This is a genomic window from Microcoleus sp. MOSTC5 (assembly GCF_036701825.1).
In the GTDB taxonomy this organism is placed as follows: domain Bacteria; phylum Cyanobacteriota; class Cyanobacteriia; order Cyanobacteriales; family Microcoleaceae; genus Microcoleus; species Microcoleus asticus.
Genome location: NZ_JAUBRK010000011.1, coordinates 143,083 through 155,193, shown reverse-complemented (window position 1 = coordinate 155,193; position 12,111 = coordinate 143,083). Strand labels below are relative to the sequence as shown.

Below are 12,111 nucleotides of genomic sequence, written 5' to 3'. Positions count from 1 at the left end.
TTAATGAATCCTCAACATTTGAGAAATTGGTTTGCTAATTGTTGCTACTGTACCTCATAACAGCGGGAACCGCTGTAAGTAGACACACCTAAAAAAACAGAACACCCAAAACCCACACGGCTGTAAAAAGTCTGGGTTATAATAGCCATCGAGTTTGACGTTGAATTGGGCTAAATTACCAGAACTTAGGCAACTATCCTCTGAAGAGGGGCAACCACAGGGCATTACCCCTAAAACACGCTATATGTATAAGGCTATGCGTAAGTCGTGTTTACTTAACATGACTCGCAATTGTTTCACTCTCCACCGTTGCTTCCACGGGCATTGAATTTTCCATCTCTACTTTTTGTTTCGGCTGATAAACTGCCAAGTCGAACCAGAAAGTCGTACCCACATTAACTTCGCTAACTAAATTAATTTTAGTGTGGTGCTTGTCAATAATGTTTCTGACAATAGAAAGACCTAATCCCGTTCCTTCTAAAGTGTGTACTCGGTTTTCTACCCGGAAAAAGCGATCGAAAATTGCTTGTTGGTCTTCGGGATCTATGCCAATTCCAGTATCAGAAATTTCGATCCGCACTACCGGAAAATGTCCGGCATTTGGTGACAAGTTGTGGTTGCCGGATTGGCTGCCTTTGTGGGTGGTTGCCTCCGACTCTAGCAAATACGCTCGAATTGCCACCTTGCCGCCGGATTGCGTAAATTTTAAGGCATTTCCTACTAAATTTGCAAATACTTGCAGCAGCAAATCGTAATGACCTAAAGCAGGCGGCAAACACGGGTCAACTTGTTGCTCTAGTTCGATGCCTTTATCCTTAGCATTCAACTGATAAGTCCGCAGGGTTTGTTCCACAGCTTGCGGGAGGTCAACAGCATCCAAGTGATAAACTCGGCAGGATTCGAGCCGCGACAAGTCTAACACGTCGTTAACTAAACGAGTTAGTCGATCGGTTTCTCGATTGGCAATTTCGAGGAATTCCCTGCGCTCGCTTTCTAGAAGGTCCTCTCCGTACTCGTGGAGAGTCTCGATAAAAGATTTGATATTAAATAAAGGTGTTCTCAATTCGTGAGAAACATTGCTGATAAAATTGCTTTTAGCCTCATTGAGTTCTACTTCCCGAGTAATGTCCTGCACTGTCATTGCAATGCCTTTGAGACTTTCCCGGTAATGTCCAGAACCTTGATGCTTGGAAGTTTGCTCGTAGAAAGTACACTCTACAGCTAACGGGCGTTGCGACTCGGTACAGGTATCTTCCTCGTGGCGGACGCAGCTTTTGCACAGCGGTTCGGCACCCGGCGCTTTGTGCAGAATGACTGTAGTTAAAACAATCCGAATTGTACGATTGACTGGTTCGCTCATCGAGATGCGAAATTCGCCGCCTTCGCGCTCGCCCGTCACTATTTGGTGTAATGGTCTGGCCAACTCCTGCTGCACTTCTGCAGGTAAAATGTTCAGAACATTAACTCCGATCGCATTTTTACCTTCCCATCCAAAAATCCGCATCCCCGTCGGATTAACTAAAATCACCTGCAAATTTGCGTCTAATAAAAGCGCCCCGTCAGCAATAGTTGAAACCAAAGTTTCTAACTTAGCTTTTTCCGCTGTCAACTCTTCAATATTTTGTTCTTCATAACTTTCGAGTTTCTGGGCCATCTCATTGAAACTGCCGATCAACTCGCCCAATTCTCCCCCTAAAGGCAGGTCAACTCGCTGCTTAAAATCCCCGCTGGCGATGTTTTTGACCCCAAAAACTAATTGTTTTATCGGCTGAGTAATTGTCAGGGCATTAAATACAGCTCCCAAAATTACCATCACCCAAATAGTGACAAATACTGCTAAAGTGACATCCCTAGTCAGATTTGAAGAGATAACTGCTGCGGGATTGGGGTTAATGCCGATCGCCAAAACTCCCAAATATTTGTCTTCATGAATTAACGGCACAAATACGTCTGTTACTTCTCCGTCTGGCGTCAAGTGCTGCCGCACTAAAGGCAAAGAAGTTAAATTTCTCGCCTCAATGTCGGCGATAAAATTATCAGGCAGTTTAATTTGGCGGCGCAGCGTCAGAGAAGTTTCCACCTCCGATTCCGAAAAAGGAATCCCCAGGAAAATATCTCCCGCTTCGTCGGCGTAAAGCATATAGCGGACGCTGGAAGTGCTGCTGTAAAATTGGCGGGAAAAGCGGGCGACTTCGGAGCGATCGTTTTTGGCAATCAGCGGCGCCACATTTGCCGCCAATAGCAGGCCGAGGTCGCGGCCGTAGCGAGTATCGTTAAGTCGGGCGTCTTGCTGGATAGTATTCACGGCCCAGAATGTCAGGCCGCTCATAATTAACGACACTACGAGGGTAGCACCGGCCATCAGGCGGGTCTGGAGGGTAAAATCCGACCACCAGCGGGCAATAATTTCTCCGATTTTGTTTAGTATGGCCAGCATTTCACCAGTTCACCAGTTCAATATTAAAAGCAAGATCAATTCCGTTGGTTCCCGATCGAATTTTCTGCTGCGACTTGTCCGCTACCGCCACCCCAGAGATACCAAACTTCATTGTTACATTTCTACATTGAGATTGCTTGGCTTTCGGATGGCGGTCGATGCCGGAATTCCTAATTTTTATCGTCCAGAGCTCGGCGACCGATGTCCCGACGGCAGTAGACCCCTTCAAATTGGATGCAATCAACTGCTGCATAAGCTTTGGAGATAGCTTCTTCCAAAGTTTCTCCCGCCGCAGTGACGCCCAAAACCCGGCCGCCGTCGCTCACCAACTGCTGGTGCTTCAACTGGGTGCCGGCGTGAAACACTTCTGCTCCTTGGGCTTCAGCTTCCTCGATACCTGTAATAACTTTGCCTTTTTGATAACTTCCAGGATAACCCCCAGAAGCTAAAACTACGCACACAGAGGCCCCCGACTTCCAGCGAATAGAATATTCACCGAGACGCTGCTGACAGCAGGCCAGCACCAAATCTTCCAAAGGAGTTTCCAGCAGCGACAAAACCGCTTGAGTTTCGGGATCTCCGAAACGGCAGTTGAATTCCAAGACTGTGGGTTCTCCTTCTGGCGTAATCATTAAACCTGCGTAGAGTACGCCCCGGTAGTCGATTTTGCGTTTTTGCAGTGCTGCGAGGGTGGGTTCGAGAATTTCTTCTTGAATCCTTTCCATGAGTTCCGGGGTGACAATGGGCGCTGGGGCGTAGGCTCCCATACCGCCGGTGTTGGCTCCCTTGTCGCCTTCGCCGATAGCTTTGTGGTCTTGGGCCGGCAGCAACGGTTCCACTGTGATGCCGTCGGTGAGGGCGAGAATCGAGACTTCTTGACCTGTTAAGAATTCTTCGACGACGACTCGGATGTTGTCGGTGCCGAATTCGCCTCGGAAAATGGTGTTGATGGCGCTGTGAGCCATTTTGACGGTGGTGGCAACGGTTACTCCTTTGCCTGATGCGAGTCCGTCTGCTTTGATGACTATGGGGGTTCCTTGTTCCAGAACGTATGCTTTGGCTGCTTCTGCGTCTGTAAATACGGCGGCTTTGGGTGTAGGGATGCCTGCTTCGAGCATCAATTCTTTGGCCCAGGATTTGCTGGATTCAATTTGGGCGCCGGCTTTGGTGGGGCCGAAAATCATCATTTTTCGCTGTTGGAAATAGTCGGCGATGCCTAGCGATAGGGGCAATTCGGGGCCGACGATGACTAATCCGATGTTGTTGACCATCACAAAGCGTTCGATGCCTTGGAAGTCGTCGATGTTGAGCGACAGATTTTGACAGCCTTTGGTGGTAGCTGTGCCGCCATTGCCCGGTACGCAGAATACTTGTTTAATCCGCGTAGACTCTAGCAGTTTTTTTGCGATCGCGTGTTCGCGACCTCCGTTCCCCACAACTAAAACTTTCACAGTATCCTCACCTATAAATGTTGTTCCCTGAATGTCTGATTTTCAGTGTTTGCACCTGTCTATCTGCTTTTTGCAGTGCTGTCAATTATGCCATGCTTGGCGATCGCCAATTGCTAGATGTGGCACTTTTCTGGAGGGGTAGGGTTCGACTGCTGTTTGCCAACGGCTGGGCTCGTGCAATAATTAAAGACTTTAGTCGCCCAATTATTCTGGGTGCTGCCTCGATTTAATCATGCAATTAAAACTATTTTTTGGCTTTTAACTCTTCAATTACTGTAATTCATCCGGCGACAAATAGGGATAAAATAGGCAGGTTGACTCTGCGGAATTTTACTCACATGAAACCAAATCAAACCGCTGCGAGTTCGTCTGCCAAATTTAAGCGGGTGGGCGTTGTCGGCGGCGGCCAGCTAGCTTCGATGATGGGGGATGCTGCTAGGGCGCTGGGTCTTAAATTGTTAGTGCAAACTCCCCATGCTAGTGACCCGGCAGTTTCTGTTGCTGCTGGTGCTGTTTTGGCGGCAGTTGATGATGTTTTGGCTACAGCTCAATTGGCTGCTGGCTGCGATGTTATTACTTTTGAAAATGAGTTTGTGGATTTGGATGGTTTGCGGCCGCTAGAACTGCAAGGTGTGTTATTTCAGCCGAGTTTGTCGTCGCTTTCTCCTTTGTTGGATAAGTACGTTCAGCGCTGTTATTTACAAGGTTTGGGTTTGCCAACTCCGAGGTTTTGGGAATGGGATTGCTGCGCGGATTTGCCCCCAGAATTGTTGAAGGCGGGGGCGATCGACTTTCAGGAAATTTCTGTTTCCGACAGGGTGCAGAGTGAAGGAGACTCGGATGCTGGATCGATCGACTTTCCCTTTGTCGTCAAAGTTCGCCGCCACGGTTATGACGGCCAAGGTACTTTTATTGTTAAGGAACGAGGGAGTTTTGAGTCAATTCGTGCTAAACTCCAAGGTCAGTCTTTGCTAGTAGAAGAGTTTGTGCCATTCGATCGTGAGTTGGCTGTGATTGCAGCTCGATCGGCAAATGGCGAAATTGCGATTTATCCGATCGTCGAAACCCAACAGCAAAATCAGGTTTGCCACCTGGTGATTGCACCTGCTGATATTAGTTCAGATGTGAAAACTGAAGCTTGTGCGATCGCCCGCACTCTCCTCAACAGCTTAGAAGCTGTCGGCGTATTCGGCATTGAATTATTTTTAACCGCTGATAATAAGCTGTTAGTCAATGAAATTGCACCCCGCACCCATAACTCGGGACATTTTACCATCGATGCCTGCGAAACTTCACAATTTGAACAGCATTTGCGCGCAGTTTGTCAACTGCCTTTAGGCAATTCGGCTCTGAAATGTGCAGGCGCTGTCATGATAAATTTGCTCGGCTACGAGTCGGCTGAGTCCGACTATTTAGCAAAACGAAAACAACTGGCACAAATTAGCGGTGCTTTTGTACATTGGTATGGTAAGAAAGTATCGCGTCCGGGCCGCAAACTCGGTCACGTTACAGTTGTGCTCGACGCGGACTTGGTGGCTCAAGGGCGATCGTCAGCAGAGGCGATCGCTCAAACCGTTGAATCTATCTGGTATGCAAGTTAAATTGCTCGAAGCTTGCCAAAATCTGGTTAGTTGGTATATATTAAATAAAGGTTCTACTGCGACGTTGGTGACTGCCAATAATGTTTTTTTGATCTATAACTCTTAACTCTCGGGAATCAAGATGTTTGGACAGCAGTAAACTGGGCTTGTACCCAGAAACTTTAAGTCCGAGCCAACGGTACCCACCTGGTAAAATACCAGGTCAAAAGCTGAGGTAAGACGGCGTTGCGGGGAGCCATTAAAATTTTAATTGAGATAGGCGCTGTGAAATATGGCTAGCCTATTTTTTTTTTGATATAAACGCCTTTACTCATACTACATCATCAAGTTTTGCCTAAACTCCTCTAAGGTTGGCGTTGGTTTAATGCGATGAATCATACTATGGCAATTTGAGCATAGCACAGTAAAATCATTAAGCGGATCTAGTTTCATCTTTGTCCCACTTAAGTTTGAAATTGGAACATTATGATGAGCTTCTATGTATCCTCTGCCTATTTCTCCGTATCGAGACTCAAAATCAAAACCGCAAGCTTTGCACTCATATCCTTGCAACTGCTTAACTTTTCTAGATAACGTTTGATTTCGTTCTGTTACTCGATGAAGTCTATACTTTGTCCGATCTTCAAACCATTCTCTTTCTGGTTGATTGTTTTCAGCAGTCTCATTCAAAGAAACCTCTTTCAACAAATCAGAATCAGCCTCCTCCTTCAAAGAAACCTCCTCAAACAGGGAGAAGTAAATTTCAAGCACTTTCCTAACATCGTCTACCAACTCCTCGTCATCAGGAAGTGATTCCCTTGAATAAAACTTCGATGCTATGTTTCCTGCTTCATAAGCAAGTCCAAGCCTTCTAGAAGTAGTTTCCTTGGGGACTGAATCAAGCTGAAGATCGAGAGGTTCGGAAAATTCTCTGAGCTTCTCAGAACCAAGCTGATCTTTAAATAGTTGTGCTTGATCCCTTACCATGTCCCTCGACTTCTTAAGTCCGAACTTCTTTCTTTTATCTGCTATTCCTTGATTGAGAGAAAGATAAACGCCAGAGAAGTCGGCGCGAAATAAATAAACACAGTAAAACCCCGACTGGACACTCTCAGTTACAAGCTTGTTAAATATTGCTATCCAAGGAACTTTAGCCCAAGAACCCTTACCTGCTGAAGCTTCTACGCTATAGATTTCTGGTAATTCCAATGAAGCACTTATTGATTTCGGCACTACATTTCTGACATAACTAGCAAAGGAATGTCCCTTGAAGTTGTCGTTACTGACCAATGGATATTCAAACAGGATTTTTTCAAGGGACTCTCTAAGCGCCATAACCAATAATTAATGTTACATCTTCGATTTAATTATCGTGCCTCACAACAAGCTTTCAAATATTAACCCTGCTGATAACCCAGAGGTAGAACCCTTAGTTATACCGCAGTGGCGGTATAAAATTTTATACCCGGTGTCAACTACTGCAAACAACCACAAGATTAGCCGATCGCGCATCCTGTCTATGGCAGCAAATGCAGCGCCGCCCCCAACCCGCAAATCTCCCTTGCAGAAAGTAGCACAAACGTGATACCGTTGAAGCTTGTGTCCAAATAACACCAGTTCATGCCAAAACTCAAAACTCGCAAAGCAGCCGCAAAGCGCTTTAGAGCGACCGGCAGCGGTAAAATTGTGCGCCGCAAAGCTTACAAAAGCCACTTGCTACAGCACAAAAGTTCAGCTCGCAAAAGCCGTCTATCTAAGCTGGTCGTCATCGACGAGACCAACGATGCTAACGTGCGGTTAATGCTTCCATACTTGTAAAGTTTAACGGAAATTAAAGATGACACGGGTAAAACGCGGTAATGTCGCCAGAGCGCGCCGCAAAAAAATTCTCAAATTAGCCAAGGGTTTCCGAGGCTCACAGTCGAAACAGTTCCGCACAGCTAACCAACGGGTGATGCAGGCCCTGCGTAACGGTTATCGCGATCGCAAAAAACGCAAACGCGATTTCCGCCGCCTGTGGATTGCTCGGATCAATGCTGCATCGCGCCAGCACGGCACGAGCTACAGCAGACTGATCGGCAACATGAAGAAAGCCAACATCGAAATCAACCGCAAAATGCTGGCACAAATGGCGATTATTGACCCGGCAACATTTGGTAAAGTAGTGGAAATGGCCAATCGAGCCGGAGCTTGAAAGTTCGCCTTATTTTCAGAATGCAGAAAGCAGAAGTAAGAAAGATTTAACTGTCTGCCAGAGAAGGAAAACTCCTGATAAATCTAGGAGGTTGAGACAAACTTTCCTTCTTTGTTCTTACTTCTGGATTCTTGCTTTTTCAGAAATCGCGATCGGGCCGAACGATCGCTATTTCCGTGTTTTTTATACAGTTGCAGAGGCAAATGTCAGACATTGCTAGCGCCTTAAAATAAATAAAACCTTCCACAGCACCTACCTAATTTTAAGAAAAACATGGATAGTAATTTGCTCATTGTTTACCTGACAGTCCTGCTCGCTATACTCGGCAGCAGTTCCTGGTTTGTGGTGCGCCAGATTCTCAAAACTCGGAACCTGGAAATGTCTTTAGAACGCTTAGAAAATAAACTGACGGTAGAAAAAGGAACAGCACAGGAATACTACGAATTAGGAAGTATATATGTAGATAAGAAGCTGTATTCCCAGGCGATCGTACTGTTTCAAAAAGCCCTGAAAGCCAAAGACTTAGAAGGCGAAGAAAATCAAGCCGTTATTTACAACGCCCTCGGTTTTGCACACTTCGGCCAAGAACAATACGACATCGCGATCCGCCAGTACAAAGAAGCCCTGAAGTTGCAGCCCGATTACGTTACATCTCTCAACAATCTGGGTCACGCCTACGAGCGCAAGAAATTAACAGCTCAAGCCTTGGAAATCTACGAACAAGCTCTCGCCTGCGATCCAGACAATGCCACTGCCAAACAGCGAGTAGAGTCCCTCCGGAAGCGTTTGGTAATCTATAACTGAGCGCCGATGTTACGACCAATAGAGAGCCCGCAAACCTGGTTTCATTCAGAAACCGGGTTTTTTCTTCCCATAGTCCAAGATACTAAACTATCGAACACATTAATGCGTTAGTTTTTAAGAACAGGAATTCCGAGTCAGGCTCGATCGCACACCGTCCCAGCACTTTAAATTACTGTGAAGATCGAAGCAATACCTGCAACGCCGATCAGTCCTAAACAATAGAAGGAGGAGAACGTAGTGACATCAATTCTCGTTGTCGAAGATTCGTGGTTGACTCGCAGGGTAATCTGCAAAATCCTGCGAGGAGAAGGATACGAGACTTGGGAAGCATCCAGCGGCCCAGAAGCTCTAGAACTGCTCGGCACTAAAACCCCAAACTGTATGCTCTTAGACCTGCTGATGCCGGAAATGGAAGGTCGGGAAGTCCTGCGAGCCATGCGCGATCGAGGATATAAAATTCCAGTCATCGTAATTACCGCAGACATCCAAGCAACTACCCACTCCGAGTGCATGGAACTCGGAGCCCTGGCAGTCATTCACAAAATGCCCAACTCAGAGGAACTGATCGGGTGGATCAAAAAAGCTCTCAGTGCCAGCGAGGAGAGCACCCAATGAAATTAAGCGCTCGACAGCTCGATGCTTTGCAGGAACTCGTCAACATCGGTATCGGTCAAGCAGCAGGGGTCTTGAACGACATGATCGACTCCCCGATCCGCTTGCAAATACCCCACCTTCAAATCCTGACTCCCGCCGACGTGCAAGAAGAGTTAGAGCAACACCTCAACGGCGAGCAAATCGCCGCCGTCCAGCTAAAATTCACAGGCTCCTTTGGAGGCATTGCCCAGCTAGTCTTTCCAACTAACAGCGCTGCCATGCTCGTGACGATGCTCACAGGAGAAGAAGTTGGAACTCACGATCTCGATTCAGTCAAAATTGGTACGCTGAGTGAAGTGGGAAATATTGTAATTAATGGGGTCATGGGTGCAATCAGCAACGTACTTCAGCAGCGCCTGAACTACTCCATTCCCACTTATAGCGAAGGGACGATTGCTAGTTTGCTGAGATCTGGGGGTTTAGCTACTGATACAGTTGTTTTATTAGCCCAGACCAGTTTCATGATTGAAAGGCTTCACATTGAAGGAGATATCATTCTTATTTTCAATGTCAATTCCTTTGACACCTTGTTGACTGCTATCAATCAACTTGCCGGGGGTCTATGATTGAGGAGAGCAAAACTATTAAGGAAAAGTTTGGGGTTCTCGACAGCGTACCAGTCGGCGCCTGCTTGCTGCGAGATGATTTTGTGGTGCTGTTTTGGAATACTTGTCTTGAAGAGTGGACAAAAATTCCCCGCAGCCAAATATTGGGAAAAAACATCACAACCCATTTTTCTCACCTGAGTCAGCTAAAGTATGCAACTCGCTTCAAGCAAATTTTTGCAGGCGGCCCGCCAACAATTTTTTCTTCTCAAATTCACAAACACCTGATTCCGGCAATTTGGCAAGACGGCCAGCAGCGAATTCAGCAAACTACTGTGACTGCTGTGCCGACCCTGGAGGCTGGCATTGAAGAACAGGAGATTAGAGACTGGCTTCTCCATACTCTTGAGTTGCAACCAGACGGCACTGTCGGAGTCCGAGCACCAACAAGTGCTTTTTTGTCTAGGGAATCTCCATCCTCAGTTTCGTCATCAATATGGCCGGGTGTTAATTCCCCATCGTTCTACGCGCTGCTGGTGATTCAAGACGTGACCGACCTCACCCACCGCATCCAAGCTTACCGCACAATGCGGGATCAAGCTTTGGAAGAAGTCCAAGTGCGCCAGCGGGTGGAGGAAGAATTGCGATCGAGCCAGCATTTCATCCAGCAGATTGCTGACGCGGCGCCTTATTTGCTCTACATCTACGATTTGACCGAACAGCGCAATGTCTACGTCAACGGTCAAGCTTCTAAATTGCTGGGCTACACTCCCCAAGAAATTTTACAGATGCAAACTGCTTTATATTCGAGTTTGGTGTACCCAGAAGATTTGCCAAGGCTTAAAGCCCACCAGCAAAAATTTTCTTGGGCCCAAGACGGGCAGATTTTGGAGTTGGACTATCGGCTCAAACATCGATCGGGGGAATGGCTGTGGTTTCGCTGCCGCGACCAAGTTTTCGCCCGCACAGCCGACGGCTGGCCCAAACAAATTTTCGGCACCGCTCAAGATATCACTGAGTACAAGCGGGCAGAAGAGGCGCTGCGGCAGCAGAACGAACGAGAACTGCTGATGGCCACGATTACTCAGCACATCCGCCAGTCTCTGGATTTGGGCGAAGTGCTCAGCACGACAGTGACAGAGGTGCGCCAGTTCCTTCAGGCAGATCGAGTGATGATCGTCCGCTTCAACCGCTGTACCGGCAGTCTCTGCGCAGCTCCGGCGACGGGGGCGGTAACAGTGGAATCTGTAGCTCCCAACTGCAAGCCGATGTTGGGGGAAACCCTGGAAAATTTCTGTTTTGACCAGTTCTATATCGAAGCGTACCAACATCGGGCGATCCGACCGATAGCCGATGTCTTGGCCGCCGATTTGCCGCAATATCAAATTGACTTACTCGCACAATTCGCGGTGAGAGCTTATTTGGTAGTGCCTTTAGTGCAAGGAGACGAGTTGTGGGGGCTGCTGATGGCCCACCAGTGCAGTCCCCGGCAGTGGATGCAGTTGGAAGTAGAGTTGCTGTCTTCTCTGGCTACCCAGTTGGCGATCGCCATCAAGCAAGCAGAACTCTACCAGCAGTTGCAAGCGGCCAACCTCAAGTTAGAGCGCTTGGCAACTTTAGACGAACTCACGCAGCTAGCAAACCGCCGCCGATTCGATCAGTATTTAGAAATGGAGTGGCGCAGACAAGCCCGGGAACAAACGCCTCTGTCCCTGATTCTCTGCGATATTGATTCTTTTAAAAGTTACAACGATACCTACGGGCACCCAGGGGGAGACGAATGTTTGCGGCAAGTCGCCGGGGCGATCGGCAATGCAGTCAATCGCCCCGCTGATTTAGTAGCTCGCTACGGAGGCGAAGAATTTGCCGTTATTTTACCAAATACCGCGATTCAAGGCGCCGTGCTGGTAGCCGAACACATACAGATCAAAATCGCAGCTTTGCAACTTCCTCACGCTGGTTCTCAGGTGAGCCCGTACGTCACTCTCAGTCTGGGCGTAGCGAGTATTGTTCCCGCATCTGAATCGGGAGCCGAAATTCTGATTGCAGCAGCCGACCAAGCGCTCTATCAAGCTAAACGACTTGGGCGCGCTCGTATCCAACTTTACCAGCCCGACCCTGCTGCTGGCAAGCCAAACGGGACAGCCGCTTCGATGCTTCCTGTTGATTTTTCTATACCGAACACTAATTTGCCCTCTCCCACCAGCGCTTGACGAATTGCAATATAGGTGAATCCAGAGTAGTTATACCAGTCCGCAAAAAGAATGCCACTGTAAGCCCCTATTCCAAACCCCGATCTAGGGTTTATCAGATAGATGAGGTACAATAACAGCATTTTGTAAACCAGTTCCAAACATATTGTTAAAAACTTAACTGAATGCAAAATCTATCGGCTTTCCTAATTTTTGAGAATTTGTCGTTTTGAGAGAACTGAGAATATTTTAAA

At 47.4% G+C, this 12,111-nt stretch carries 10 protein-coding genes and 1 other RNA gene; 8 read left to right on the top strand and 3 right to left on the bottom strand.

Translation table 11 applies throughout. The annotated features are described in order from the left end of the window. Window positions 1–271: 271 nt before the first annotated feature. Window positions 272–2,437, bottom strand: a complete 2,166-nt coding sequence (locus QUA54_RS08540; protein WP_333414160.1) for an ATP-binding protein — start codon at window positions 2,435–2,437, stop codon at window positions 272–274. Window positions 2,438–2,607: 170 nt separating this feature from the next. After that, window positions 2,608–3,888: a phosphoribosylamine--glycine ligase gene (gene purD, locus QUA54_RS08535; RefSeq protein WP_333414159.1), complete on the bottom strand. Its 1,281-nt coding sequence runs from the start codon at window positions 3,886–3,888 to the stop codon at window positions 2,608–2,610. Between the two features lie 338 nt (window positions 3,889–4,226). Here purD and QUA54_RS08530 point away from each other — a divergent pair, with 338 nt between their 5' ends. Both QUA54_RS08530 and ssrS read left to right on the top strand, forming a co-directional pair. Next, a complete protein-coding gene (locus QUA54_RS08530; RefSeq protein WP_333414158.1) occupies window positions 4,227–5,489 on the top strand; it encodes a 5-(carboxyamino)imidazole ribonucleotide synthase in 1,263 nt (420 codons plus the stop codon). Window positions 5,490–5,539: 50 nt separating this feature from the next. Continuing rightward, window positions 5,540–5,727, top strand: a non-coding RNA gene (ssrS, locus tag QUA54_RS08525) — 6S RNA. A gap of 77 nt (window positions 5,728–5,804) precedes the next feature. Here the strand turns inward: ssrS and QUA54_RS08520 are convergent. Then, window positions 5,805–6,803 (bottom strand): MrcB family domain-containing protein, encoded by a 999-nt coding sequence (locus tag QUA54_RS08520; RefSeq protein ID WP_333414157.1) that lies wholly within the window; start codon window positions 6,801–6,803, stop codon window positions 5,805–5,807. Window positions 6,804–7,088: 285 nt separating this feature from the next. Here QUA54_RS08520 and rpmI point away from each other — a divergent pair, with 285 nt between their 5' ends. From rpmI to QUA54_RS08490, 6 genes are all read left to right on the top strand, one after another. After that, window positions 7,089–7,286: a 50S ribosomal protein L35 gene (rpmI, locus tag QUA54_RS08515; protein ID WP_006634164.1), complete on the top strand. Its 198-nt coding sequence runs from the start codon at window positions 7,089–7,091 to the stop codon at window positions 7,284–7,286. Window positions 7,287–7,305: 19 nt separating this feature from the next. Beyond that, the gene (gene rplT, locus QUA54_RS08510) at window positions 7,306–7,662 is read left to right on the top strand and encodes a 50S ribosomal protein L20 (protein ID WP_333132957.1); all 357 of its coding nucleotides are present in this window, start codon (window positions 7,306–7,308) and stop codon (window positions 7,660–7,662) included. A 273-nt stretch (window positions 7,663–7,935) separates the two neighbouring features. Continuing rightward, window positions 7,936–8,466 carry a tetratricopeptide repeat protein gene (locus tag QUA54_RS08505; RefSeq protein ID WP_333204065.1) on the top strand — a complete coding sequence of 177 codons (531 nt, stop codon included), beginning with the start codon at window positions 7,936–7,938 and terminating at the stop codon, window positions 8,464–8,466. A gap of 237 nt (window positions 8,467–8,703) precedes the next feature. Then, window positions 8,704–9,081 (top strand): response regulator, encoded by a 378-nt coding sequence (locus QUA54_RS08500; RefSeq protein ID WP_333414156.1) that lies wholly within the window; start codon window positions 8,704–8,706, stop codon window positions 9,079–9,081. Continuing rightward, complete coding sequence (locus QUA54_RS08495) at window positions 9,078–9,686, top strand: chemotaxis protein CheC (protein ID WP_333414155.1); 609 nt, start codon at window positions 9,078–9,080, stop codon at window positions 9,684–9,686. The genes QUA54_RS08500 and QUA54_RS08495 overlap by 4 nt, the downstream gene beginning before the upstream one ends. After that, the gene (locus tag QUA54_RS08490; protein ID WP_333414154.1) at window positions 9,683–11,878 is read left to right on the top strand and encodes a diguanylate cyclase domain-containing protein; all 2,196 of its coding nucleotides are present in this window, start codon (window positions 9,683–9,685) and stop codon (window positions 11,876–11,878) included. Before QUA54_RS08495 ends, QUA54_RS08490 begins: the two co-directional genes overlap by 4 nt. Window positions 11,879–12,111: the final 233 nt, after the last annotated feature.